The organism is Bradyrhizobium sp. CCBAU 53340 (assembly GCF_015291645.1).
Classification (GTDB): Bacteria; Pseudomonadota; Alphaproteobacteria; order Rhizobiales; family Xanthobacteraceae; genus Bradyrhizobium.
The window spans coordinates 3,172,682-3,196,942 of sequence record NZ_CP030055.1; the positions used below are offsets into that span (position 1 = coordinate 3,172,682).

At 61.7% G+C, this 24,261-nt stretch carries 23 protein-coding genes; 8 read left to right on the plus strand and 15 right to left on the minus strand.

Annotated elements, in window-relative coordinates:
- Positions 1 to 20: 20 nt before the first annotated feature.
- The 6 genes from XH89_RS14960 to XH89_RS14985 all read right to left on the minus strand — a co-directional run bounded on the left by XH89_RS14960 (position 21) and on the right by XH89_RS14985 (position 6,268).
- Entirely contained in the window at positions 21 to 911 is an 891-nt protein-coding gene (locus tag XH89_RS14960) for an SMP-30/gluconolactonase/LRE family protein (protein ID WP_194467765.1), read from the minus strand.
- Between the two features lie 31 nt (positions 912 to 942).
- Positions 943 to 2,043, minus strand: coding sequence for an ABC transporter ATP-binding protein (locus XH89_RS14965; protein ID WP_194467766.1), 1,101 nt, complete (start codon positions 2,041 to 2,043; stop codon positions 943 to 945).
- Positions 2,044 to 2,053: 10 nt separating this feature from the next.
- Positions 2,054 to 2,893 (minus strand): carbohydrate ABC transporter permease, encoded by an 840-nt coding sequence (locus XH89_RS14970; RefSeq protein WP_194467767.1) that lies wholly within the window; start codon positions 2,891 to 2,893, stop codon positions 2,054 to 2,056.
- Positions 2,890 to 3,810 (minus strand): carbohydrate ABC transporter permease, encoded by a 921-nt coding sequence (locus XH89_RS14975; RefSeq protein ID WP_194467768.1) that lies wholly within the window; start codon positions 3,808 to 3,810, stop codon positions 2,890 to 2,892. Before XH89_RS14975 ends, XH89_RS14970 begins: the two co-directional genes overlap by 4 nt.
- 60 nt (positions 3,811 to 3,870) lie before the next feature.
- Positions 3,871 to 5,307 (minus strand): sugar ABC transporter substrate-binding protein, encoded by a 1,437-nt coding sequence (locus XH89_RS14980; RefSeq protein WP_194467769.1) that lies wholly within the window; start codon positions 5,305 to 5,307, stop codon positions 3,871 to 3,873.
- A gap of 547 nt (positions 5,308 to 5,854) precedes the next feature.
- Positions 5,855 to 6,268, minus strand: coding sequence for a hypothetical protein (locus tag XH89_RS14985; protein WP_194467770.1), 414 nt, complete (start codon positions 6,266 to 6,268; stop codon positions 5,855 to 5,857).
- Between the two features lie 224 nt (positions 6,269 to 6,492).
- Here XH89_RS14985 and XH89_RS14990 point away from each other — a divergent pair, with 224 nt between their 5' ends.
- Entirely contained in the window at positions 6,493 to 7,806 is a 1,314-nt protein-coding gene (locus XH89_RS14990) for a hypothetical protein (protein ID WP_194467771.1), read from the plus strand.
- Positions 7,807 to 7,918: 112 nt separating this feature from the next.
- Here the strand turns inward: XH89_RS14990 and XH89_RS14995 are convergent, their stop codons facing one another.
- From XH89_RS14995 to XH89_RS15010, 4 genes are all read right to left on the minus strand, one after another.
- Positions 7,919 to 9,520, minus strand: a complete 1,602-nt coding sequence (locus XH89_RS14995) for an AMP-binding protein (RefSeq protein ID WP_194467772.1) — start codon at positions 9,518 to 9,520, stop codon at positions 7,919 to 7,921.
- A gap of 5 nt (positions 9,521 to 9,525) precedes the next feature.
- The gene (locus XH89_RS15000) at positions 9,526 to 9,978 is read right to left on the minus strand and encodes a VOC family protein (RefSeq protein ID WP_194467773.1); all 453 of its coding nucleotides are present in this window, start codon (positions 9,976 to 9,978) and stop codon (positions 9,526 to 9,528) included.
- 40 nt (positions 9,979 to 10,018) lie between these two features.
- Positions 10,019 to 11,230: an ABC transporter substrate-binding protein gene (locus XH89_RS15005; protein ID WP_210345251.1), complete on the minus strand. Its 1,212-nt coding sequence runs from the start codon at positions 11,228 to 11,230 to the stop codon at positions 10,019 to 10,021.
- Positions 11,231 to 11,334: 104 nt separating this feature from the next.
- Entirely contained in the window at positions 11,335 to 12,264 is a 930-nt protein-coding gene (locus tag XH89_RS15010) for a LysR substrate-binding domain-containing protein (protein ID WP_194467774.1), read from the minus strand.
- 146 nt (positions 12,265 to 12,410) lie between these two features.
- Between XH89_RS15010 and XH89_RS15015 the strand changes: the two genes are divergently transcribed.
- From XH89_RS15015 to XH89_RS15025, 3 genes are all read left to right on the plus strand, one after another.
- Positions 12,411 to 14,162 (plus strand): acyl-CoA dehydrogenase family protein, encoded by a 1,752-nt coding sequence (locus XH89_RS15015; protein WP_246767846.1) that lies wholly within the window; start codon positions 12,411 to 12,413, stop codon positions 14,160 to 14,162.
- 5 nt (positions 14,163 to 14,167) lie between these two features.
- The gene (locus tag XH89_RS15020) at positions 14,168 to 14,953 is read left to right on the plus strand and encodes a 2-keto-4-pentenoate hydratase (protein WP_194467775.1); all 786 of its coding nucleotides are present in this window, start codon (positions 14,168 to 14,170) and stop codon (positions 14,951 to 14,953) included.
- A 310-nt stretch (positions 14,954 to 15,263) separates the two neighbouring features.
- Positions 15,264 to 16,055: a tripartite tricarboxylate transporter substrate binding protein gene (locus XH89_RS15025; protein ID WP_210345252.1), complete on the plus strand. Its 792-nt coding sequence runs from the start codon at positions 15,264 to 15,266 to the stop codon at positions 16,053 to 16,055.
- 34 nt (positions 16,056 to 16,089) lie between these two features.
- Here XH89_RS15025 and XH89_RS15030 read toward each other — a convergent pair whose 3' ends face one another.
- Positions 16,090 to 16,704 carry a TetR/AcrR family transcriptional regulator gene (locus tag XH89_RS15030; RefSeq protein ID WP_194467776.1) on the minus strand — a complete coding sequence of 205 codons (615 nt, stop codon included), beginning with the start codon at positions 16,702 to 16,704 and terminating at the stop codon, positions 16,090 to 16,092.
- A 103-nt stretch (positions 16,705 to 16,807) separates the two neighbouring features.
- Between XH89_RS15030 and XH89_RS15035 the strand changes: the two genes are divergently transcribed.
- The 3 genes from XH89_RS15035 to XH89_RS15045 all read left to right on the plus strand — a co-directional run bounded on the left by XH89_RS15035 (position 16,808) and on the right by XH89_RS15045 (position 18,986).
- On the plus strand, positions 16,808 to 17,350 hold the full coding sequence (locus XH89_RS15035) for a tautomerase enzyme (RefSeq protein WP_194467777.1): 543 nt from the start codon (positions 16,808 to 16,810) through the stop codon (positions 17,348 to 17,350).
- A complete protein-coding gene (locus tag XH89_RS15040) occupies positions 17,313 to 18,092 on the plus strand; it encodes a crotonase/enoyl-CoA hydratase family protein (RefSeq protein ID WP_194467778.1) in 780 nt (259 codons plus the stop codon). The genes XH89_RS15035 and XH89_RS15040 overlap by 38 nt, the downstream gene beginning before the upstream one ends.
- 510 nt (positions 18,093 to 18,602) lie before the next feature.
- Positions 18,603 to 18,986: a ribbon-helix-helix domain-containing protein gene (locus tag XH89_RS15045; RefSeq protein ID WP_194467779.1), complete on the plus strand. Its 384-nt coding sequence runs from the start codon at positions 18,603 to 18,605 to the stop codon at positions 18,984 to 18,986.
- Between the two features lie 23 nt (positions 18,987 to 19,009).
- Here the strand turns inward: XH89_RS15045 and XH89_RS15050 are convergent, their stop codons facing one another.
- The 4 genes from XH89_RS15050 to XH89_RS15065 are packed head-to-tail and all read right to left on the minus strand — an operon-like array spanning position 19,010 to position 21,916.
- Positions 19,010 to 20,578: a GMC family oxidoreductase gene (locus XH89_RS15050; RefSeq protein ID WP_194467780.1), complete on the minus strand. Its 1,569-nt coding sequence runs from the start codon at positions 20,576 to 20,578 to the stop codon at positions 19,010 to 19,012.
- Positions 20,579 to 20,605: 27 nt separating this feature from the next.
- Positions 20,606 to 21,154, minus strand: a complete 549-nt coding sequence (locus XH89_RS15055) for a gluconate 2-dehydrogenase subunit 3 family protein (protein ID WP_194467781.1) — start codon at positions 21,152 to 21,154, stop codon at positions 20,606 to 20,608.
- 45 nt (positions 21,155 to 21,199) lie between these two features.
- Positions 21,200 to 21,595: a VOC family protein gene (locus XH89_RS15060; protein ID WP_194467782.1), complete on the minus strand. Its 396-nt coding sequence runs from the start codon at positions 21,593 to 21,595 to the stop codon at positions 21,200 to 21,202.
- Positions 21,596 to 21,916 carry a c-type cytochrome gene (locus XH89_RS15065; RefSeq protein ID WP_194468497.1) on the minus strand — a complete coding sequence of 107 codons (321 nt, stop codon included), beginning with the start codon at positions 21,914 to 21,916 and terminating at the stop codon, positions 21,596 to 21,598.
- 309 nt (positions 21,917 to 22,225) lie between these two features.
- Between XH89_RS15065 and XH89_RS15070 the strand changes: the two genes are divergently transcribed.
- Positions 22,226 to 23,278 (plus strand): NAD(P)-dependent alcohol dehydrogenase, encoded by a 1,053-nt coding sequence (locus XH89_RS15070; RefSeq protein ID WP_194467783.1) that lies wholly within the window; start codon positions 22,226 to 22,228, stop codon positions 23,276 to 23,278.
- Positions 23,279 to 24,261: the final 983 nt, after the last annotated feature.

A 24,261-nucleotide genomic window follows, 5' to 3' on the forward strand; every position in this document is an offset into this window, starting at 1 on the left:
TGCGACGCGGGAGCCCTCCCTTAGGCGAACTTTGGCAGATGCAGTGGCAGCCCATCACAGGCCATGTCAATCTCCTCGACCTGGCCCTTGCCGACCTCAGTGACGCGTAGCTTCCTGCCTTCGAGCGCAAAGGCACAATTGGTCGGTTGGGGTCCGTCCAGGACCAGACGATCGGCGACCTCACCCCGCCGGTCTAGCACCGTAACGTTCTTCTGGTTGTAGACCGTGCAATAGAGCCGGCCGTCCGTTCCGAAGGCCATCCCGTCCGGTCCTTTGAAGTCCGAATTGGCATCCAGCTGCAGCACGTTGCCGAAGACGACGCGCTTCGGCACTGCCTCGCCAAGCACGTCATACCGATAGATCTCGCCGGTGAAGGATGCGTTGGCGTAGAGGTGGTTGTCGGGACCGAAGGCAATGCCGTTGGTGAAGCGGATCTTGCGATCGAGCACGCGGAGCACCTTCATGGCTGTGGGATCGATCTCATACACACGGCCGTCCCAGTCGAGATCCATATACCCGTCGACGAAGGCCTGGCCGTTGATGAAATCCTCGGCGGCCATTCCGGAGTCGGTCATGTACAGTAGTCCGTTCGGGCCGAAGCAGAGGTCGTTCGGAAACAGAAAGCGCTCCGCGCCTTCCCCTTGCATGCGCCGGATCTCGTTTCCGCTTTCATCGATGCAGATCAGCGCCCGGAGGCCGGCTTCCGCTATCCAGATGCGGCTGTGGCCGTCGGTCGTCAGTCCATTCGGACGGCCACCCGTCGTTCGGATCACGCGACGATTGCCCCGAGGATCGAGCCGCGTGACGCAAAGGGTCGACGCGGACATCTCGGTGACATACATCGAGCCGTCGGGCAGGCACACCGGCCCCTCCGGCGCGCCGATTCCGGTTGCAAACAGTCTCGACGCCATTCATCCCTCCCGTTTTCGAATGCTGCACTCGTTATGCGATGACCAAATCGCTGGTCGGATCAATCAGCACCACGCGATTGAGGTCGATGGCGAGATCGATTCGCTCGCCATGGCTGCTGACGTCATGGGCCTGCAGCTCGGCAACCGCATCGACGCCGCCGATCTTGATGGTGGTGAAGGTGCGTGTCCCGGTCGGTTGAATGAGATCGGCAGTGGCCGAATAGTAGACTACGCCGTCGCGCAGCGTCCCGCCGGCCCGACTGAAATGTTGGGGCCGAATGCCGACGAGAATCTCTCGCTCATCCATATTGGCCAGCGGCCTCGTCTTCGCGCTCGGAAGCGTCAGTTCACCGCCGGACTGAAACACCACTGCTACCACCGGACCGTTCGTCCTAAGGGTCGCCGGGATGAGGTTGATCGACGGAGAGCCGAGAAAGCCTGCCACGAACCCCGTACGCGGCTGCTCGAACAGTTCCAGCGGAGCGCCCTGCTGCTCGATTTTTCCGTCACGCAGCAGCACGATCCGGTCGGCCAGCGTCATCGCCTCGACCTGGTCATGGGTGACGTAGATCATGGTCGTCGTGATCTCGTGATGCAGGCGCTTGATCTCGGTGCGCATCTCGTCACGCAACTGAGCGTCGAGATTCGAGAGCGGTTCGTCGAACAGGAACAGGTCGGCCTTGCGGACGATGGCGCGGCCGATGGCGACGCGCTGACGCTGTCCTCCGGACAGCTGCCTCGGATAGCGCTGCAGGAAATTGCCGATGCCGAGCATCTCCGCGGCTTCACTGACCCGCTTCCTGATCTCGATCTCGGGAGTCTTGCGGGCGCGCAGACCGAAAGCGATGTTCTCGCTGACGGTCAGATAGGGGTAGAGCGCATAGTTCTGAAACACCATCGCGATGTTGCGCTCGCGCGGGCGCAGATCGTTGACCACCGCGCCCCCGATGGTGATCGCCCCACCATCCGGATCCTCGAGGCCGGCGATCGTTCGCAACAGCGTGCTCTTGCCACAGCCGGACGGCCCCACCAGCACAGCGAATTCGCCATCGGCGATGGTGAGATCCACCCCCCGGACCGCATGCACGTTGCCGTAATATTTGTGTACTCCGGACAGCTTGACGTCAGCCACTCCGCTCTCCCTAACCCTTGACTGCACCCAGCGATATGCCGCGCACGAGATAGCGCTGCATCACCGAGACCGCGATAAAGATCGGCAACGTCCCCAGGACTGACATCGCCGCAATTTTGGCCCAGAAATTCGATTGGCCGCCGAAATAGTGCGTCAGCATGACCGGAAACGTGATGACCTCGGTGCGCGTGAGCACGAGCGCGAACAGAAAGTCGTTCCAGGCGAACACGAAGGTGAAGACCGACGTCGCCATGAGGCCGGGGCGAACCATCGGGAAAACGACCTTCCAGATCACCTCCCATCGATTGAGGCCATCGACCAGCGCGCTTTCCTCGAGCTCCAGGGGAACGTCGACGATGTAGCCGCGCATCATCCAGATCACGTAGGGAAGATTGAATGCGGTGTAGAGCAGGATCAGCCCGAAATAGCCGTCGACGAGGCCGAAATACACGTAGATCAGGAAGATCGGGAAGACGACCGCGATCGGCGGGATCATGCGCTGGGAGATGATCCACATCGCGAGGTTCTCGCCGCCGGTGCCGAATCGGGCGAGGCTGTAGGCGCAGAGCGTCCCGAGAACGATTGCGATGCCGGAGCTGACGCCGGCGACGATCAGGCTGTTCAGAATCGCCAGGACGTCGCCATCTCTGAACAGGACGTAATAGTTCGAGAACTGGATCTCTCCGGGAATCCACAAGGGCGGGACGTGATAGATTTCGTCCGGTGTCTTGAATGAAATCATGAACAACCAATAGACCGGAAACAGGAACAGCAGGGTCACGATGCCGGCGCCGAGATAGCGGACGGCGAGAATGCGGGCTTTTCTGGCCGGAAACCTGCCGGTCCTCATCGCGCAAGCTCCATGCGCTTGAGGACCAGGGTCGTGATCAGCGTCAGCAGCGCAATCACCAGGAAGGAAATCGCGGCTGTGTAGCTGGTCTCGAATTGCGAGAAGCCCTGGACATAGGTGTAGAGCGAAATGGTCTCGGTCGTCGAGCCCGGCCCGCCTTCGGTAAGGGCCCAGATGATGTCGAAGATGCGGACAAGATCGAGGCCGCGGATCAGGCAGGCGACGGCGATCACGGGCGCGATCGCCGGTAGAACGATTGCGCGAAGCACGCGCAGGTACGACGCCCCATCGATTTCCGCGGCCTCGAGCTGCGACTGGTCAACATTCGACAGCGCAGCAAGCAGCAGCAGGAACATGAATGGCGACCACTGCCAGACCTCGCAGATGATGATCGCCGGATATACGTAGGCAGGATTGACGGTCCAAAGGATCCGCACCGGCTCACCAGCGAAGAAACTCAGAATCTGGCCAATCGGACCGAAGCGGACGTCGAACATCAGGCGCCAGGTGGCGCCCGCAACGATTGGAGAAATGACGGTCGGCAACACCAGCAGTGCGACGAAGATCTGTCGACCCGGCATGCGATCGATGAAGAGCTGCGCCATCAAGAAGCCGACCAGCAGCTCCAGGGGCAGGGAGATCGCGGTGATGATGGCGGTGTGACCGAGCGAGGCCCAGAGGCGGGTATCCCTGAACAGCTCCGCATAGTTCAAGAGGCCGGCGAAAGAGGTGTCACTCTCGGTCATCGTGATGCGCTGGAAGCTCACGACGAGCGAGTAGATCAGGGGAAACAAGCCGACCAGCAGGAGGATCAGAATGGCCGGCGCGACGATGAGATAGGGCAGGCGATCCTCGAGCATGCGCCCGAAGCGGCTGGGGCGGTGCTCGGCAGCGTTGAGGTTCACAGAAGCTGTCATTATCAGTCCGGAAACGGCACCGCACGGGAGGGCGATGCCTCCCGTGCGATATCCAATAAGCTATTGCGGATAGGCGCCGGGCTTCGCGGCCCAGACCTTGTAGACGGCTTTCTGGTTCTCGATGCCGACTTTCTCGGTGATCGCGTCGAATTGCTGCGCCATGCGGTCGAGAATGGCCTTGGGATCTTCGCCGGCCCAGAGGCTCGAGATCGCCTTGGTCATCGCCTCATCGTACTTGTCCTGTTGCAGCAGCGAGAGATCGAGCAGGCCCTTTTCGCCCGACGTCTTGATCGTATCGAGATAGGCTGGAGCGTCAGGCCAGAGCGCGCGGTATTTCTCGCTCGCGTAGTGCGAGAAGCGGAACGGATCGCGCAGCGTATAGGGGAGCTGGACGCGCTCCAGGCTGGTCTTCTTGCTGTTCAGCCACTGGATGAAGAGATACGCGGCCTCCTTGTTCTTGCTGGTGGCCGACACCGACAAGTCGAAGCCGACGCCGAGCTCCGGGCGACCGAGAGGCGTGAGTGCGTAGCCGACCTTGCCGGCGACTTGGGATTTCGGCACCCACTTCAACGCCTCTTCGCCTGAGCCGTAGCCCGCGGCCCAGCGGCCGTAGGGCGGCCAGGAGATCGTCATCGCGGTTGTGCCCTGAAGGAACGCAGCTAGGTTGTCGACGAAATTCCACTGCTCGACGCCAGGCGGCATGAACTTGTTCTCCGCCAGCATCTGCTTGAACACCTTAAGGCCGACGTCGCTGTTCACCGACGCTTTCATGGTGTCTGCGTTGAAGAACTTGCCTCCCTCCATACGGAAGCGCTCCTGGAACATGTATTGCGGATAGGGCGCCGTGCGGAAGAAGCCGGCGCCGTAGACCTTGGGCGCCATCTTGTCGGTGATGAATTGGCCGATCTCGTCGAACTGCTTCCAGTCCTTTGGCGGAGCGAGCTCGTAACCGAACTTGGCCTTGAAATCGTCCTTCATCTTCGGATCCTCGAAGATGTCCTTCCGGTAATAGAGCAACATCACGTCGCCATCGTCCGGGAAGCCGTAGATCTTCCCGTCGTACTGCATCTGGTTGTCGCGATAGGCGGCGGCGATGTCCTGCAACTCGTCACGATAGCCGAACTTGTCGACATATTTGTCGAGCGGCTCGAGCGCGCCGGCACGTGCTAGATCAGGCATCCAGGACGGAATGACGTTCAGCGCGTCATAGGCTCCGGCGCCCGATTTGAAATCCTGCACGATCTTGGTGAACATCTGGTCGGTCGGCACCTCGACCACTTTCACCTTGATGCCGGTGAGCTTCTCCCATTGCGGGCCGGAATAGTTCAGCGGGTCGAGCGACTGCAGACCGGCCTCCCAAACGATGCTGATCGTTGTACCCGCGTACTTCTTCGCGGCTTCCACCGCTGTGTCGGCGGCATCCTTGTCGGCGGCCGGGGCTGAACTTGCAGCCAGCGCTAGCACTGCGGCCGCGGCGAGAAACGTCCTGAACTTCATCCCTTCCTCCTCCTCTCTTGGACGTCCGGAGAACGGCAGTGCCGGCTTCGGAGCGCTTCTCACGTGATCCCTGCCCGGTTAGCCAGCCGCCGGCGTGAAGACGCTGTCGGCGGCGACCTGCCGAGAGAAACAAATTCATCTATGTCGAGGATTTGCAGCGCAGGCGCATCGCTGGTCCGGGCTTGTCGCCCGCAACCTGAATGGACGCCAGTTGGCGTTGTAGAAGCACGCATCCTCCCCGGAACGCTCGACAGCGTTGACTTTGGGGCTAGTCTGCGTCGAGGCGGAACTCGCCGACAAATGAGAACTTTGCAAGCATCGGTGAACCGCAGTCACCTATCTGCTGGGGTCTCTCAGAAGCAAAGCGAGCCGATCATGCGCTTGCTAGATCGGGCAGGAGAACAGGCTTACAGGACGGTGCAGACGCAATGCTCGCGCAAGCTCGCGCCGGTGCAATCGTGGCGGAACAGGCCGCGCCTCAGAACAGTGGTCGCGGGCGCGGTGCCCATAACGCCGAAACTTGCGCCCGCCGCATTCTCGGAGATCATCAGCCGCACGCAATGGTTGCCGACAACGGCGGCGTGCCGACCTCTCCTTGTGTACGCAACCAAGGGCCAACGCAACTATAGTTGACGAGCGTTCGCCCGCCGGTGCTTGACGCCGTGGCCCACCAGTCTTCACGAGTTAGCGTGCGTCTCAGGATCAGAGGCAGGAGGCCGCCGACACGAAGGATCTCGCATTCGAGGCTCGTCTCGATTGCGGCGATCGCCTGGAAGCTGTTGATCTCGGTTTCGCCGCGACGGATGCGTACGCTCACATCTCCACGAGGGCGGATCGCTTCTATCGGAGCATCGATCTCGAACAGTCCGTCGACATGTCGACGGGTCGAGATCTCCGCCGTCTGCCGTATCTGCATAATGAGTGCACTCAGGGGATCGACGACGCATGGACCGACGAACAAGGTCAGAGCCGCTCGCGAGCTTCATCAAGCAAACGTTTTCCGCTTTGGAAGCCGAACTCTAGGGCGCGGGTTCGTCGACATGCTTACCCCCAGTCTGGTGATCGCTAACGCGTGAGGCGCTTCAGCGCATTGAATTCAGGGCGCGGCAACTTTCTCGTCAGGCGAGGAGCGATGATGTATGATCAAGGTCTGATCGGAGTGCTCTGGATCGAATGGGCCTGAGGATGAGGCAGCTGTTATTGATGCTCACCTGCTGCTTGGCGGCGGCTGAGCTGGCCGGCGCGTCGGCTCAAAATTCCGTGAATTCCACGTCGTCCGTCGTTCAAGCCACTGACCCCCTTGCGGGTAGTGCCTTGTACGATGATGTGAAGCAGTATGAACGGTTCGGTCTCCATCGGTTCGGTACGGTCGGCGCCAACGCCGCGCTAGATTGGATCGCTGAACGACTTCAGGCCACGGGCCTTGCGGTCGAAGCCCAGCGGTTTTCCATAGAGCGGCAATACGTCCTTGATTCCGCAACCATGACGGTGGGGGAAAAGACGGCTTCGATCGTGCCGCAATGGTGGATACCGGAAGACAAATCCAGCTTCACACTCACCGCACCGATAGCCCGAGGCGGAAACGTCGCCGGAAAATTTGTGAGACTTAAGATTCCATATGACGGAGGTGCCTATCTTAATGAAAAGCATCGCGCCGCGATTGCCGCCGCGTCGCGCAGTGGGCCCGCGGCAATCCTGCTGACGATCGATCATCCCAGTGGAGAAATCTTTACTTACAATGTCGCCCAGTCCGACGCCCCCTGGGGCGTACCGGTGCTCTTGGTTGCGCCAAAAGACGAGCCCCTGCTCGAAGAGGCACGGCGGACCGATAGCCCCGTCACCGTGGCTGTGAAGGGGCGCTATGAAAGGAATGTTGCCGGTCAGAACGTGATCGGACGGCTTGATCGCGGCAAGGACACGACCATCATCGTGTCCACCCCGGTAACCAGCTGGTTCACCAGCACTTGCGAGCGAGGGCCCGGCATTGCCGCGTTTCTCGCAACTGCGGCTCTCGCGGCCAGATCACTCCCCGATGCCAACTTCATCTTCGTCGCCACCTCAGGTCACGAGATTGGACACGGCGGAATGGAGCTTTTCCTTCGCAACAAGGCGCCACGGCCCGATGCTAAGATCTTGTGGTTGCATTATGGTGCGTCACTGGCCTGCTATCAGCGGGTAAGGAATGGCGATGAGTGGAAAATCTTGCCCGAAGTCGACGCTCAGCTCCGATTTTTCGGTGTGAGCGAGGCGCTGGCAGCGTCCGCGCGGAATCACCTGCAGCAAGAGCATGCCACATGGCTCGTTGGCGATCGTGCAGCGGCAGGTGAGTTGCGAGATGTCAAAGGCGCCGGATATACAAATTTCCTGGGCATGTTTGGTCTGCATCCTCTGTTTCACACCCTTCAGGACAGTGCAGAGATGACGGGGCCAGCCGTTCTGGACCCGGTCATGCCGGGGGTCGCGGCGGTGCTGCAGGACTTTATCGCCAAGCAAAGGTGAGGGTTACGACCGCCATCGTGACGTCCTCACGCCCTCTGCCGCGCACAAGACGCCGCTGCGGTGGCGACCAAGATCGAGGTCGGTGAATTCGCTCGGGTGTCACAGTCGGGCTTCAATGCTCGACCGCCGGTCGGCTCAGCACACCATCCTCCCGCAGTCGCTCGATACAGGCTCGCTCGATCGGCTTCTCGGAGATAGTCTTCGGAATGGTATCCAGCACCTGAAATATCTCGGGGATGTCTCGCTTCTGCAGCGACTTGCCGCAATAGGCCAGGAGATCTGCTTCTCTGAAATTGGCGGCGCACGGCACGACAGCGGCAACCAGCGTCTTCTCTCCCGCGACGTTCCGGGGCGTCGCGACGCCATAGACGAAGACGTCGGAGACGAGGCCTGACTTGATCAGAGTCGCCTCGACCAGAGCGGTGTTGATGAAATCGCCGTTGCGACGGACGCCGCCGCCGATCCGGTAATGGAAAAAGAACCAGCCATTCTCGTCTTCGTGCACGACGTCGCCGGTGCGGAACCAGCCATCGACAACCTTTGCCTCGCTCGCCTCCGGATTTCTGAAATACGTCGTCTTGATGGCCACGCCATCCTTGCGCCGAAAGCGCAGCTCGCCGGGCTGCATCGGTGGGCAGCGCCGTCCCTCATCATCGAACACGACGGCTTCGAGTTCGGGTGGCGGCTTACCCAGGCTGCCGATCGGTCCGGATCCGGGCGGATTGGTGAGGGCGCCGCCGCCTTCGGTCGAGCCGTAGATCTCGCAGATCCTCACGCCATAACGGCGCTCATACTCCGTCCAGAGGTCGGGCGGCATGCCCGCGCTGATGATCAGCCGGACCGGGTTGCTCGCATCATCGGGCGCTTCCGGGCTGCTGTAGATCTCTGGAATCATGCCGCCCAGAATGTTGAACATGGTGCAGCCGAACCTCCGGCAGATCGGCCAGAGATGCCGCTTGCTGAATTTGCGACTGATGACGACCGGCAAGCCTGCCGTCAGGCCGATGCGAAGCGTGCCCTGGGCGTTGATGTGCGTCAGCGACAGGCCGGTGTAGAGCACATCATCGGCATTGAGCTCGATGCCGTGCATGCCGCGTGCCCGGCTCATATAGGCGCCGTGGGATATCACGACGGCTTTGGGGTTGCCCGTCGTGCCCGACGTGAACATCAGCATCATGGGATCGGTCGGTGAAACGCCGATCCGGTCGCTGAATCCGCCTTCCTTCAACACATCCCGGTAAGCCAGGTTCACCCGCGCAATCGAGGCAGGCCAAGCGCTTTGCTCGGTCAGGATCACGGCCCAGGGGAGGTCGTTGCCTCCGAGGTCGGCAATGGCGGCTGCACATTCGGCCGAGCAGATGACGCCGCGGCACTCGGCATGCGACAGCATGAAGCTCAGCTTCTCGCCGATCGTTCTGGGATCGATCGGCACGAAGACCGCGCCCAGCATTGCGGCGGCCAGCATGGCTTCGACGAATTCCGGGCGATTGGCCATCATCAGCGCGAACGTGTCGCCGCGCCGAAGACCGAGTGCTGCGAGACGCCGCGCGAGCGCCGCGCCGTTTCGTTCCAACTGGGAGTAGGAGCGCTCCTCCGTCCGATAGGTGCCGTCGGCCGCCACGTCCACGAATGTCAGGGCCGTCTTGTCAGGCGTCCCCGAAGCCTGGGCGGCGACGAGGTCGTAGACCGTATCGAGCGGAGGAGTGGTTTCCACGGGCCTCAACCCCCGAAGCCGTAGTAGCTGCGGACCACCGGCTCGCGAAGCTTGCCGGGCTCGAAGATCTCGATGACGACGCCGTCGGGCGCGCCGAGCATGAAATAGCCGCCGCCACCGCCGAGCCGGCGGATGGGATTGGGAATATGCAGGCCCGCGGCCTTCATGCGATCGTAGAGCTCGTCGATGCCGACGACCTGCATGCCCAGATGATGGACGGCATTCTTGCCTTCGCCGCGCGGAAGCTGATCGTAGAGGTGCAGCGCGCCGATGCCCACTTTGATGAAGACGTTACGCGCGCCCGCGACGTCGCCGTCCCACATCACCTCGGCATCGAACCAAGTTTTGTAGAAGTCGATCGTGGCATCGACGTTGGATGCAAACAGATGCACATGTTGCAGGTGATAGCGCTGTTTGGTGCCGTAGGGATACTGCCACTCGTTCTCGGGTGTCGTCATGGTCGCCCTCTTTTATTGAAGTCGGATATCGAATGCCGCGTCAGCGCTTGACGAGCGGGCAGGTGCTTTCGGTCAGCGGAATGGTGACGTCTTGCGCCGGGATCGTGCGCAGGATCTTGTAGAGGTCCCACTCGCCCTTGGACTCCTTGGGAGCCTTGACCTCGGCGAGATACATGTCGCGAACGACGCGGCCGTCCTCGCGGATCGTGGCACCGTGCGTGAAGGCGCTCTCGATGGGTGTTGCGCGCATCTTTGCGGTTACAGTGTTTGCGTCGTCCGAGCCGGTTGCTTCGATGGCCTGCAGATAGTGACGGACGGCCTCGTAGACGCCGATCTGCATGAAGGTCGGCCGCTGCCCCTTGCGCCGGACCGCGAACTTGTCCGACCAGGCGCGGGTCTGTTCGTTGAGATCCCAATAGAAGGGAGTCGTGAGGAACGTTCCTTGCGTCGCAGGAAGGCCGAGCGAGTGGACGTCGGTGAGCAGCAGGAGCATCGCGGCCATCTTCTGCCCGCCCGCCGTCAGGCCGAACTCTTCGGCCTGCTTGATGGTTGCGACCGTGTCCCCGGCGGCATTTGCGAGGCCGACGATGTTGGCTTTCGAAGCCTGCGCCTGCAGGAGGAAGGACGCGAAATCGGTGGTGCCTTGCGGGTGTGCGGAAGCTCCCAGCACCTTGCCGCCATTGGCCTGAACGACGGCACTGGCGTCCTTCTGAAGCTGATGGCCAAACGCATAGTCGGCCGTCACGAAGTACCAGGTTTTTCCGCCGCCTTCGACCACTGCCTTGGCCGTTCCGCGGGCGAGGGCGTAGGTATCGAAGGTCCAGGCGACACTGGTTGGTGAGCAGAACTGATTGGTGAGCGCCGTCGTCCCGGGCGACGAGAACAGCATGACGCGGGAGCGGGTGCGGGCGACCTCCTGAACCGCGAGTGCGACGGCGGAGTTCGGAACGTCGGCGATGGCGTCGACGCCATCCTGCTCGAACCATTTGCGGGCGATGCTGGCGCCAACGTCCGGCTTGAGCTGATGGTCCGCGAAGACGATCTGGATCGGCTTGCCTGCCACGCGGTTGCCGAACTCCTCCGCAGCCAATTGAGCTGCGACGACGGAGCCTTCACCCGTGGCATCGGAGACGATGCCCGACATGTCGGTCAGCACGCCGATCTTCACGACATCGCCGGAGATTTGTGCGCGAGCAGGCACGCTTGCCTCGATAGCCAGTGCTGCGACGAGCATCCCGAATACGAGTCTCATCAGGCGTTCCCCCATCATCGGTGTGTGATGGTGGGGTCTGTGTCAGAGCGGGCTCCGGCTGGCAAACGAGGTTTTTTCGGTGCCTCTTGAGCGAAACTCAACACTCAGCCGGGCGAATCCTTTCGCGTGGACTTCTTGGCAGCTGCTTTCTTGCTGCCCTGCAGCTTGCAGGCGTTACACAGCCAATTGGAAAACGCGGCGACGGCCGGCTCGTCTGCCATGCGCTGCTCGTATTCGAGCACGAAGTGACGCCGCGTCGGTCGGACGAGAGGATGCGCCCTGACGAGATCGAGCTGCGCGAGATCTGTATCGAGCAAGCTCTCGATCGCAATGGCGGCGCCGAGACCGGCGGCTGCAGCCTCGATGGCAAGGCCGAGGTTTTCGAAACTGCTCCCCCCGCGAACAGGCACCTTGGTGAGCTGCGCATGGTCGAGCCAGCGCCGCCAGTCATCCGGTCGCGGCCTGTTGTGCAGCAGCGGAACGGACGTGAAATCCAGCGTGCCGTTCTTCAGCAGGGCTGGCGAGCACACCGGCACGGTGGCGATCGGGAGCAAAGGCCGGGTGACGAGACCAGCCCTCGGCTCGCCATCCGATACCGCGATGACGGCGTCGTAGCGGCTGGCGAGAAGGTCCACGGGGTTCGCGCTGGTATGCAGATCGATCTCCAGCTCGGGATGTGCCGCCTTGAGCGCCGGCCACATCGGCAGGAGAAAGCGTGACAGGAAGAACCCGTAGACGCCGACCGATAGCCGCCTGAATTGCCGCAGGTGCAGGCCTTCGGCCGCATCTGCAATGCGGTCCAGCGCTTCACGCGCGGAATCGGCGAAGGCTTTACCCGCCGAGGTCAAGATGAGGCCGCGCGATCCACGCAGGAACAACGCCGTGCCCATGCGCACCTCGAGCGCACGGACATGCCGGCTGACGGCACCGACCGTCACGTTCAACTCGTCTGCGGCGCGCGTGATCGACAGATGTCGGGCAGCCGCCTCGAATGCCCGCACGGCGTGAAGCGGAGGAAGTCGTCGTGAAGCCATGATCGTGCGCCCCGCAGGATGAGCGAACCTTGAGTTTAGCTCAAGGCCCCCACCCAAGAAGTCGTTTGCGTGGACCGCTGTCAAGCCATACCCGAACCTTGGCAGGGTCCATCCCGCCCAAGATACGTCGTTCGGAGAGGAAACTTATGACCGTTCATGCCGGTTTGGCCCGTCGCGAAGCGTCGTCCCGGCGCTCGATGGCGTTAGCGCCCACCTGCCGCGGGCTGAACTACTATACCATCGACCAAAGCGTTCGGGATCTGCTTCCTCTCTACATGGACGCGCCGTTGCTGGCGTACCTCGATCCGCATCTCACCGAGCTCGGCGCGCTCGCTGGCACCACGCTGCACGACCTTTCCGATCAAGCCGAGCGCCACCAGCCCGTTCTGCACTCCCGCGACGGCTATGGCCGCGACGAGGAGTGGGTCGAATATCACCCGGCCTACCGGGAGATGGAGCGGATCGCATTCGGGCAGTTCGGCATGCACGCGATGTGCAACCGCGCTGGCGTGCTGGGCTGGCCGTCGGCGATGCCGCCGATCGCGAAGTACGTGTTTCACTACCTGTTTTCCCAGGCCGAGTTCGGCCTGCTGTGTCCGGTGAACCTCACCGACAGCTCGTCCGAGCTGGTGCGACGCTTCGGCAGTGCCGAGCTGCATGAGCGCTATCTTCCGGGGATGTGGAGCCAGGATCCGGCCACACTGCTCAAATGCGCGCAGTTCATGACGGAGAAGGCCGGCGGCTCCGATGTCGGTGCGGCCGAGCTGACCGCGGTGCGCGATGGCGCGCACTGGAAGCTCTACGGTGAAAAATGGTTCTGCTCCAATGCCGATGCGGAGCTTGCCGTGTTGCTGGCACGGCCGGAGGGGGCAGTCGGCGGCGGGCGGGGCCTCGGCCTGTTCCTGATGCCGAAGACGCTGCCGGATGGCAGCCGCAACGCGTATCGCATCATGCGGCTCAAGGACAAGCTCGGCAGCCGTACCATGGCGAGCGGCGAGATCGTGTTTGACGGCGCGGTGGCCTATCAACTCGGTGAGCTCGACCAGGGCCTGAAGCACATGCTGGTGATGGTGAATTCCAGCCGCGTCTCGCATCTGGCGCGCGCCGCCGGCATGATGCGCCGCTGCCTAAATGAGGCGCTTCAAGCCTCCCGCCACCGTAACGCTTTCGGCCGCGCCGTGGTCGATCATCCCCTCATGCGCCGGCAACTCGTGAAACTGATGGTGCCGACCGAGCAGGCGCTTTCGGCGCTGCTCTATTCGGCAACTGCGCCGGAGAAGGTGCTGCGGCTGTTGACGCCGATCGTCAAGTACCGGGCTTGCCGCGACAATGTCACGGTGGCGACCGGCGCGATGGAGGCACGTGGCGGCAACGGCTATATCGAGGACTGGCCGAATGCGCGGCTGGTGCGCGATGCCCATCTCGGCCTGATCTGGGAGGGCACCAGCAACATCAACGCGCTCGACGCCGTGCAGCGCGCAGTCGGAAAGGTCGGCGCGCATGCCGCTTTGCGCGACGACCTTGCGACCCGGCTTGGGGACACGCAGGGAGTTCCCGGCCAATTCCGCACGCGGCTCGACGGTGCGATCAATTCCGCACTGCGCTTTGCGGAGGAGGTTGCGTCCGACAATGAGAACGAGCGTTTCTGCCGGCTTGCTGCGGGCAAGCTCTATCATGCCGTTACAGCCGCGCTGTTCATCGAGGACGGCTTGCAGCTGGCTGCATCCGGCGGCGATACCCGTCGCTTGCTGCTCGCCCGCTTCGTGCTCGAGCATCGCTTGCAAGAACCGAATACGCTGAACCTCGACGGTCAACGCTGGGAGGACGAGGCGATCGACCTGCTGTTGGGTGAGGCCCCCGTGCCGTTGTCGCGCGCGGCAGCGCTCCTTGTGAGGTGATCACGATGGATCAGTCGACCCAACGTGAGCTTGCCCGCCTGCTCGCAACCCTGCGGCGCGAAGGACGCCAGCAAAGCGGTCTCGATCAGCGTCTCGTGCCGCCCGACAAGGCGACCGCCTACCGTATCGCGCATATGGTCGAGGAGGAGCTCGGTTGGGACGTTGCGGGCTGGAAGATCGCTGCGATGAAGGAAGGGCTGCAGCGCGAGCTGCGCACGGACTCGCCGATCTATGGTCGGGTCTACGCTCCGCTCGTCAAGGAGTCGCCGGTGACGGTCGAGCATACACGGCAGTGCAGCCCCATTCCGGAAGTCGAATACCAGGCGGTGCTCGGCGCGGACCTTCCGCCGCGTGACACGCCTTACAATCTCGCGGAGGTCAGGGACGCCGTCGTTTCGCTGCATCCGGGCGTGGAATTGGCCGAGTGTCGCTTCGTCCATGACGCCGCATTTCCCCCTCTGCCGGCGATTCTTGCAGACGGAGCCGGAAGTGGGACCATCGCATACGGTCCGCCGATCGAGAATTGGCGGGAGCGCGATATTGCCGGCCAGGAGGTCGTGCTGACCTGCAACGGGACACTGAGGCGGAAAGGCAGTGCGGCGATCGCGCTCGACCATCCGATCGTGCCGGTGACGTGGCTCGCCAACGAGCTCTCGCGGACCGGCATCGGCCTGAAAGCCGGGCAGATGATCAGCACCGGAACGGTGACGGGAATGTTGAGACCGAAGGCCGGTGAGACGTTCGTTGCTGATTTTGGACCCTTCGGCAACGTGACGGTGACGTACGCGTGACCTGATCGAACGGACACTTTCCTAGAACAATAGTCGGATGTGCTGCGCGACCGTGTCGCCACACCCAACCGACAAGGAGTTGGAAACGGCATGGCTCAAGCCTCGCCTCGGGGAGGGAGAAGCTTATGGGGTTGATCGGTCTTTGTCGCAGATTAATTCTTGCGACCATTGTGTTGTCTATGCCCACGACGGCGTGGGCGGAATTTCCCGAGCGGCCGATTAAATTCGTCGTGCCTTTTGCGGCCGGCGGACCGACGGACGCGTTGGCGCGGTCTCTGGCCGAGGGCGTCAGAGCAAGCTCGGCCAGGCCGTGATTGTCGAAAACCGGGCCGGCGCCGGCGCCAACGTCGGAGCGGACTTCGTCGCGAAGGCGCCGGCCGATGGTTACACCCTCCTGTTTGGGACATCGGGCCCGCTTGCCATCAATGTGAGCCTGTACACGAAGCTCAGCTACGACCCGATCAAGAGCTTCGATCCGATCATCATGATCGGCAAAATGCCGAACGTGCTCTCGGTACATCCCTCGGTGCCGGCGCAGAACGTGCAGGATTTGATCGCATATGCGAAAGCGAACCCGGGAAAATTGAGCTTCTCCTCGTCCGGCAACGGCGCATCCACTCATCTCGCCGGAGTCATGTTCAACGCCGCTGCCGGCACAGATATTCTGCATGTGCCCTATCGCGGCGGCGCACCTGCGATAAACGATCTCGTCGGCGGCCAGGTTCAGATGAGCTTCGCCGATATTTTCGTTTCAGCCCCTCACATCAAGGCCGGAATCCTTCGCGCGCTCGGCGTCACGACGATCGAGCGGACGCCGGTCCTGCCCGATGTGCCGACCTTCGACGAGCAAGGTCTGAAGGGCTTCGACGTCAGCGTCTTCTTCGGCGTCGTCGCGCCGAAGGGCGTGCCTGAGCCGATCATTGAGAAGCTCAATGCGGCCTTCGTGGCTACCATGAATGACAGCTCGATCAAGCCGATCCTCGATGCGCAAGGGATCATCCCGGCGTCGTCGAACAGCCCCGCCTATCTGAGGAAGTTCATGGCGCAGGAAATTCCCAAATGGCGGGACGTGATTAACTCGATCGCATTGCGGATTGAATGAGGCCAGCTTCGCTAAACGCAACTGGCGCGGCTGGCTATAGCTTTCCGATCGCGCCCTTCAAGACGAGTTCGAGCTCGTGACTGACTTCCTCCAACGGCTCGGCACTCCGCGCGGCCCGGCACATTGCGACCGTGCCCTCGACGGACGCCACGACCAGCGTCGCGAGCCGCCGCGCGCGCGACGCGGTGAGACCTTCCTGCTTCAGCGCACTCGACAGGATCTCCTGCCAATCCGCGAAGATGCCTTGAGCGAGATCCAGCAAGTGGCGCTGGACCGCCTGTCCGCCGGCGGTGTCCTGATCGGAGGGGTCGCTCATATATTCCTCGACGGCGACTGCCAGGATCGGACATCCGGCCTGATAATTCGTCCTCTCCAGCGTCTTCTTCCAGAGTGCGATGAAGGCGCGGAGGCCGGCCATGGCCCCCCGTTCGCTAGTGAGGTGCCGCAGGGGACCGCTGACCTGGGCGCCCGCAAAGACAATGGCATCTTCGATGAGCTGCTGTTTGCCCCTGGGGAAATGATGGCTGATCGATCCGCGCGGCGTGCCGGTGTGACGCACGACTTCCCGCACGCTCGTCGCATTCACGCCGCGGCGGCTCATCAGATCGGCGGCCCCGGCCACCATTTTCGCTCTCGTGTCAGACGTCATCAGGCACCTCGTTATCCGAAACTACAATATGACAGTTGACATAGCCAGCGCTTCGTGGATGTATGTCACGTGGCATAATCGGGGTTGACCCAGATAGATTGCGATGACCTTTATCCATGTAATGAGCCCGCAAGGACGATTGACCGGCCAGCAGCGTCGGGTGCTGGCCAAGACGCTGACGGATGCCGTGCTGGTGCCGGAGGTCGGTCGGCTCGTTCCTCAGGCGCGGCGAGGTTACCAGGTGCATTTCCTCGAGCGGTCGCTCGACATGATCGCGCACGGCGGAGAGTTGCTGTCGGACCAACCGAGCGATGTCATGGTGGTGGATGTCGTCGTGATGGACTGCTGCTGGACCCGCGACGATCGAGCCACCGTCATTCGCAACGTTCTCAGGGCCCTCTCGGATGCTTGTGAGCTAAAGGATCCGCCTCCGGGCTGGTGGGTCAATTTCCGCATCATCGAAGAGGGCAACTGGGGCTCACGCGGTGGCGTGCTGTCGTTCCTCGATATTCTTCAGGAGGGCGCGGCAGCGTTCCCGCCCGAGCGGGCCGCGGCCATTCGAACCGCACTTGCCATCAAAGAACGACAGATAAACTGGAGGCGACGCAATGACCACCGAGGGCACGATCCGCACCGAGGCGCATGATCACATTCTGAAGATCATCATCGACAATCCCGCGAAGAAGAACTCCTTCTCGCCGGCGATGATGGACCAGCTTTCGGACGCGTTGACCGAGCTGCACAACAACGACAGCTACTGGGTCGGCGTGATCTGCGCCGAAGGCAAGGACTTCACCGCCGGACTCGACATGCCGAAATTCTTCGGTCCGAATGCGGAGAAGCGGAACATCAAGGAAGGCAATGTCGACGTCTTCGGCCTCACCAAGCGTTGCAAGAAGCCGATCGTGACGGCGGCGCAGGGCATCGTCTACACCGTCGGCATCGAGCTGATGCTGGCCGGCGACATCGTCGTTGCCGCCGACGACAGCCGGTTCTGCCAGATGGAGGCAAAGCGCGGTATCGCCCCCTTGGGCGGCGCGCACTTCCGCTACCTGTCCCGCGCAGGCTGGGGCAATGCCATGTACCACCTCTTCCTCTGCGATGAATTCACTGCACAGCGTGCGCGGGAGATCGGTCTCGTGCAGGAGGTCGTGCCGGCGGGTCAGCAGGTCGCCCGCGCCATGGAGATCGCGGCGATCATCGCCCGCAACGCACCGCTTGGCATTCAGGTGACAAAGGAAGCGGCCTCGAAATATGCCGAGCAGGGCGAGGCGGCTGCGATTGCCTGCATCCCCGCGATCCGGGACCGCGTTCTCAAGAGTGCCGACGCGCGAGAAGGTATTCAGTCCTTTATCGAGCGGCGTCCGGCGGTCTTCCAGGGGCGATGAGGCTATACCGATGATCGCCTACTGACCGGTGCCGAAGAGATCGACACCGGCTCGTCCCGCTGCAGCTCCACGTGAGTGAACTTTGGCAACATGGTCAGCCACCTTCCGTTTGGCGCGATCTTGGCTCCGTGTAGGGCAGGGAGGAGGGCCAGCTCGAGTGCTCCCTGGGCTGACGACATCGGGTAGGTCGCAGATCCGGCCGGGCAAGCTGGAATCAGGGGCTCCATGATGGCAAAGACGCGCGAGAGGCGGAGAATGCCGGCGCCACGGCGCTGGCGGACGCGGTCGGTACCGATCGCGGCATCCGCTAGGCCGTGATGCACGCTGGAGCGCGGCGCGAGTTACCGCGTACTCGACCGCTCCTACATCTATGGACTCCGCGTCGGATTTTTCCTCAGTTCATCCACGCATCGGCGCTGCACGTTCCGGTAACGTGCATGCGACGCAGTATGGCGTGCCGCCGCGGCTTATGTCATCATAAGCGAGATCAAATACTGAGGGGGAACCGCCATGTGCAATCTGTTTGCGCAACAACCTCAACGCAACTACGAAACGCAGACCCGTTCGCTGCGGATCGGAGGCCATTGCACATCGATCCGTCTCGAACTCGCATTTTGGGACACGCTGGAGGAGATTGCGGCGAGAGAGCGGATGAGTCTCGCCAAGTTTCTGACAACTCTCCACGACGAGGTCCTCGAGCATTACGGCGAGGTAAACAACTTCACCTCGCTCTTGCGCTGTTGTTGCCTCATCTACCGCTCCAGTGGTGATGGCGCGAAAAGCGATCGCGTTATTCCTGTATCAGTCATGCAGAGCAGCCGACCGGAGCCTCAGCTATCTAGGCTGGAGCGCAAGCAGCGATCTCAGGACGTAGCTCTGTCACTCTTGAAGTGACAGAGCCGCGCGGCCGACCGGATCTATATCTCTTTCTTCTGCATCGCGGCGGCCATGTAGTCGGCCTGCCGGATCGCCAGTGATACGATCGTCAGCGTCGGATTGCAGGCTGCGCCCGATGTGAACTGACTGCCGTCTGAGATGAATAAGTTCTTCACGTCGTGGGTCTGACCGAACTTGTTGACTACGCCATCCCTAGGCTTCTCGCTCATCCGGTTGGTGCCGAGATTGTGGGTGCTCGGATAGGGCGGCGTCGGATAGGTCACGGTGGCGCCGACGGCGTCGTAGACCGCTGCACCTTGTTTGTAGGCGTGCGCACGCATCGCGATGTCATTGGGGTGATCGTCAAAATGCACGCTCGCGACGGGCATTCCGAACTTGTCCTTCACCCTCGGATCGAGCGTGATGCGGTTGGTCTCCTGCGGCATGTCTTCGCCGACCAGCCACATGCCGGCCATCCGGGGATAGCCATCGAGCGCAGCGGTGAACGGGCGGCCCCAGGCGCCGGGATTGAGGAAAGCAGCCATGAAGGGTAGGCCGAGCGACAACGTTTCCATCTCATAGCCGCCGACGAAGCCACGCTTCGGGTTGTTGGCGGCCTCGTCGCGGATGATGCCGGCCATGGTCGTGCCGCGATACATGTGCACTGACTTCTCGAACAAGGCATACACGCTGCCCGTCATGTGCCGCATGTAGTTGCGGCCGACCTGGCCCGATGAATTGGCAAGACCGTCGGGGAACATCGAGGATGCGCTGTTCAACAGCAGCCGCGGGCTTTCAATCGAGTTTCCGGCAACCGCGACGATCCGCGCCTTCTGGCGCTGCATCGCACCGGTCTCGTCTGCGTAGACGACGCCGCTCACCTTGCCGCCGGCGTCATGCTCGATCTTGACCGCCATGCTGCTCGGCCGCACTTCCAGATTGCCGGTGGCTTCGCCCTTCGGGATCTCCGTGTAGAGCGTCGACCATTTCGCGCCGGACTTGCAGCCCTGGAAGCAGAAGCCGATCTGCTGGCAGGAGCCGCGTCCATCGCGCGGCTGGCTGTTGATCGCCATATTGCCGGTGTGCACGGACTTGTAGCCGAGCTTCTTCGCGCCGGCTTCGAGGACCTTGAAGTTGTTGTTGCCGGGCAGGCCGGGAATGCCGTTGGTGCGGGTCACGCCCATCTTGTTCTCGGCCTTGGCGTACCACGGCTCGAGTTCGGCAAGCGTGATCGGCCAGTCCAAGAGGTTGGCGCCCGGGACGTTTCCGTAGGTGCCCTTGACCTTGAACTCATGCTCGTCGAAGCGCAGCGACGCGCCGGCCCAATGTGTGGTCGAGCCGCCAACCGCCTTGACGATCCAGGCAGGGAGGCCAGAGAAATCCTTGGCGACGCGCCAGGTTCCCGACGTCGTGCGCGCGTCGGTCCAGGCGAGCTGGGTGAAGCTCTCCCACTCGTCGTTGATGAAGTCCTGGTTCTCGATGCGGGGACCCGCCTCGAGAATGACCACCTTGACGCCCTTCTGCGCGAGCTCATTGCCCAGCGTGCCGCCGCCGGCACCGGAACCGACGATCACCACAACGCTGGAATCGTTCAGATCGAATTTTGCCATATGCGTTCTCCTGAACCGTTGGGTGGCTTAAGCCTTCGGCAGCCAGTCGATGTCGGCGAAGCCGCGGTTGATGTAGCCGCCGTGCTCGGCGGAGGAGCCCTCGTAACCGAACCGCGGCCAGACCTCTTTCTGGTTGTAGAGCGAGACGACGAGGTCGCCGCGCACCTTCTGGAAGAAGTCGCTTGCCTCGATCTCCTTCAGCAGCACGACGCGGTCGGCTTCCCACGGCACTTCGGCGTAGGCCATCTTGTGGCGGTCGCGCGCGTTCTGATCGAGCCGGGTGATGCCGTCGCTGATCAGCGATTTGACGGCGGGATCCTTTGCCGCCTTGCCGTCCCACGGCTTGATCGCCGTGATGTAGTAGCTGTCACCGAGCACGTCGTGCGGATAGATGTCCCGCGCAACCTTCAGCAATGTCTTCATCGTCGCGGGCGAGAGTGTGCTCGCGTCCTCGGCCCAGGCATCCTCGATGCTCACTGTGACGCTGGTTGCGACGGCGACGACGGGCACGGCGGTCGCCGCGCCCTTGAGAAAGACGCGGCGGCTGTGCTTGCTTCGACGATCGACTTCTCTCATGGCATTCCTCCGTGGAATTTTATGATCTGGATTGTCTTGATTTGATCAGCCGAAGCGTCCGCCTTTCTGGATCACCTCGATCTTGTAGCCATCGGGATCACTTACGAAGAAAAAGCGCGCCAGCGTCCTGCCGTCGTGCTTGAAGTGGCGCAACGGTCCCGGCGCGAGCTTCTCGCGAACGAAGCGGGCGTGCTCGGCATCGAGATCCTCGACCACCACGGCGAGATGGCCGTAGCCATCGCCGAGCGCGTAGGGTTCCTTACGATCGAAATTGACCGTCAGCTCCACCTCGAAGGAGGAGGAGGAGTGACGCAGATAAATCAGAGCAAAGTCTGCAAACTTCAGATGATCGGCGACTTCTAGGCCGAACGCGCGCCTGTAGAAGTCGAGCGAGCGCGCCTCATCGAGCACGCGGATCATCGAATGGACTGGCTTGGCCATTCAGTTGAGTTCCTTGAGATAGCCGATGATCGCGGCGCGGATTTCCGGTTTGACCTGGCGATAGGCCATCACTGCACCTGGGACCACCGCCTGGGGATTGGTCAGCCAGGCATCAAGCCTCGTGTCATCCCAAACAAAATCGGCTTTGGCGAACCCGTCCGAGTAGTGAAACCCCTCAGCTTTGCCGGCAGACCGCCCAACGATCTTGTAAAGCGATGGTCCCTGCCGAGCGGGGTCGGAAAAGTTCGTTGTATGACACGTGGCGCATTGCTGTTTGAACAGTGTTGCCCCGTTGGAGGGGTTGACGGCAGGCAAGCTCATCTGGGCATTGGCCAGCTGCGTCGCAAGCAATACGCAGCAAAGTCCACACGCTATTCTTTTTGTCGTGCTTAGCTTGACCATCGATCCTCCCGATGGTTGAGGACTTTAGATGACGCGGATCCATGCTTGGTAGTAACGGGTTGTTTCATCATGGATGAACAGTGACATTCGCACTGCAACGCAGAAAGACTGTTGGCGCGTCTGCACAATGGCCGTTGGCGCCGTGACACAAATCCACTGGCACAAAAAATGCTGAGGCTCGAATGACCCAATGGCGCACTGAAGTTCGCCGGGGAGACGGAGGAGATAATGAGAGCCCAAGTACTGCGAGCCTATGACGAGGAACTTTCCAACGACCTTTGGGTCAGGGAAGAAAAGGTGCCTGATCCGAAATTGACGAAATCAAGCGACGTTATTGTCCGCATTGGTGGTGCGGGCGTATGCCGAACCGACCTTCATATCATCGAAGGCGTGTGGAAGCCGCACATGGATCCGACCGGTGACAAACTGCTCCCCCTCATTCTGGGACACGAAAATGCAGGCTGGATCGAAGAGATCGGCAAGGAAGTCGAGGGGGTGAAGAAGGGGGATCCCGTGATCGTCCACCCGAAGATCACCGGTGGCACCTGCCTCGCGTGTCGCCGAGGCTTCGACATGCATGGTCCTGGCACATTTCCCGGCCTCGACTGCAACGGCGGTTATGCAGAGTTCCTTTGCACCTCAGAACGCAACATCGTCCCGCTGCCGCAGACTCTCGCACCGAAGGAAGTCGCGCCGTACGCGGACGCGGGCCTTACTGCGTATCGCGCTGCCAAGAAAGCCACGCGTCACCTTCTGCCGGGCGAATTTTGCGTCGTTATCGGTGCGGGCGGCTTGGGCCACATTGGAATCCAGTGCCTCAAAGCAATGTGCGCGGCCGACATCATCGTCGTCGACAAGTCCGAAGCATCGCTGAAACTGGCCGAAAAATCGGGCGCCGATCATCTCGTGAAAGCTGACGGAAACGAAGTGGAAGCCGTTCTGGCCCTCACCGCTGGAAACGGCGCGGAAGCGGCGATCGATTTCGTCGGCGAGAAGGGCACGACCTCGAAGGGCCTGGCAATGACCCGTCCGATGGGCAGCTACTACGTCGTCGGCTACGGCGAGGACATTCGGGTGCCGACCGTCGACATGGTGATTACCGAAAAGAACATTATCGGCAATCTGGTCGGCACATGGGCCGAGTTGACTGAGTTGATGGCCCTTGCGGACCGAGGTCTGGTCGAACTCGCCACGGCGGAGTATCGCCTTGCGGATGCCAACAAGGCCTTGCACGATCTCAATGCCGGAAAAATTCATGGGCGGGCCGTGTTAATCCCTTGAAGGGTAGGTGCATCATCCATCGCGAGTATGCATTTCCTCGCGATGGATCGAACGAGCGGCCATCGTCATGCCCGTGTGGTGCCGTCGGTGACTGTTACGGGAGCCCCAGCCGCGTGAGATCTTCTGATGGTCACGCGCTGCAGCAGTTCAATCAGATTGGTTTCACACAGGCTCATATCGCAGTGCAAACACCGCAAAGGTGGAGGAGTGGTCCGATCTCCGGAGTCTCATCCTGCGCCATCGTCTCAATCTGCATGGTTGTCAATCTCATATCGATAAGATCGCTGTAGGAACGCGCATGAGGTTCGTCCTCGTCAATGGCAGAACACCTTCGCTGAAGGCGTTCTGCATGTCTTGCTGCGAACCGATTCACACACACTATCTCAGGGAATGCAGTACCGGGCTTCCTTTCTGCGATCATGATTGCTACGTCCGGCATACGGAACGCTGGATCGAGAAGGTCCGGCAACCGAACCAGGCGGCCGTTTTCGAGGACTATCGCTAGTCTGAGTGGGCGAGCAACGAACCGATCTCGGCATGCACGGCCTTCACGCGAAAGAGGTCTGTCGCATTGAGGCGCCGCGCTCGATTCCGAAAGCGCCCATAGTATTGCCCCGGGGCAATTTCTGGGCCTGCTGCGGCGCAAACATGCCGCAAAGTGACGGTCTCCGCGTTGCGCCAATTCTCATTTTGCAACTCTTGTCGCAATTTGCATTTCCGCAGGTGTCGCCAACCGGGAGCCGCTAGGTCTCCGTCGGCGCTGATCCTCACCTCCGGCAGTCAGAAATCGATTTGGCGGGGCAAGTGAGCGCTGGCACGCCCATTGCAAAGCTGTTTGGCACAACAACGCTGACTGCTCCGTCCGGGGCGAGCCGCGAAAAGAACGAGGGAAGGGGATGCTGAGCTGAGGGCGAACCTTGGGGCGGGGTGACTCAATTGCGATTGAAGGACGGCTGGGTCCGAAGATCGCTCCCGATCATCCC

What these genes read in the sequence shown, in the direction of transcription:
- XH89_RS14960 (WP_194467765.1), bottom strand. Translation starts at nt 911, where the DNA reads ATGGCGTCGAGACTGTTTGCAACCGGAATCGGCGCGCCGGAGGGGCCG.
- XH89_RS14970 (WP_194467767.1), bottom strand. Translation starts at nt 2,893, where the DNA reads ATGAGGACCGGCAGGTTTCCGGCCAGAAAAGCCCGCATTCTCGCCGTC.
- XH89_RS14975 (WP_194467768.1), bottom strand. Translation starts at nt 3,810, where the DNA reads ATGACAGCTTCTGTGAACCTCAACGCTGCCGAGCACCGCCCCAGCCGC.
- XH89_RS14980 (WP_194467769.1), bottom strand. Translation starts at nt 5,307, where the DNA reads ATGAAGTTCAGGACGTTTCTCGCCGCGGCCGCAGTGCTAGCGCTGGCT.
- XH89_RS14990 (WP_194467771.1), top strand. Translation starts at nt 6,493, where the DNA reads ATGAGGCAGCTGTTATTGATGCTCACCTGCTGCTTGGCGGCGGCTGAG.
- XH89_RS15000 (WP_194467773.1), bottom strand. Translation starts at nt 9,978, where the DNA reads ATGACGACACCCGAGAACGAGTGGCAGTATCCCTACGGCACCAAACAG.
- XH89_RS15005 (WP_210345251.1), bottom strand. Translation starts at nt 11,230, where the DNA reads ATGAGACTCGTATTCGGGATGCTCGTCGCAGCACTGGCTATCGAGGCA.
- XH89_RS15010 (WP_194467774.1), bottom strand. Translation starts at nt 12,264, where the DNA reads ATGGCTTCACGACGACTTCCTCCGCTTCACGCCGTGCGGGCATTCGAG.
- XH89_RS15015 (WP_246767846.1), top strand. Translation starts at nt 12,411, where the DNA reads ATGACCGTTCATGCCGGTTTGGCCCGTCGCGAAGCGTCGTCCCGGCGC.
- XH89_RS15020 (WP_194467775.1), top strand. Translation starts at nt 14,168, where the DNA reads ATGGATCAGTCGACCCAACGTGAGCTTGCCCGCCTGCTCGCAACCCTG.
- XH89_RS15030 (WP_194467776.1), bottom strand. Translation starts at nt 16,704, where the DNA reads ATGACGTCTGACACGAGAGCGAAAATGGTGGCCGGGGCCGCCGATCTG.
- XH89_RS15035 (WP_194467777.1), top strand. Translation starts at nt 16,808, where the DNA reads ATGACCTTTATCCATGTAATGAGCCCGCAAGGACGATTGACCGGCCAG.
- XH89_RS15040 (WP_194467778.1), top strand. Translation starts at nt 17,313, where the DNA reads ATGACCACCGAGGGCACGATCCGCACCGAGGCGCATGATCACATTCTG.
- XH89_RS15045 (WP_194467779.1), top strand. Translation starts at nt 18,603, where the DNA reads ATGTGCAATCTGTTTGCGCAACAACCTCAACGCAACTACGAAACGCAG.
- XH89_RS15050 (WP_194467780.1), bottom strand. Translation starts at nt 20,578, where the DNA reads ATGGCAAAATTCGATCTGAACGATTCCAGCGTTGTGGTGATCGTCGGT.
- XH89_RS15055 (WP_194467781.1), bottom strand. Translation starts at nt 21,154, where the DNA reads ATGAGAGAAGTCGATCGTCGAAGCAAGCACAGCCGCCGCGTCTTTCTC.
- XH89_RS15060 (WP_194467782.1), bottom strand. Translation starts at nt 21,595, where the DNA reads ATGGCCAAGCCAGTCCATTCGATGATCCGCGTGCTCGATGAGGCGCGC.
- XH89_RS15065 (WP_194468497.1), bottom strand. Translation starts at nt 21,916, where the DNA reads ATGAGCTTGCCTGCCGTCAACCCCTCCAACGGGGCAACACTGTTCAAA.
- XH89_RS15070 (WP_194467783.1), top strand. Translation starts at nt 22,226, where the DNA reads ATGAGAGCCCAAGTACTGCGAGCCTATGACGAGGAACTTTCCAACGAC.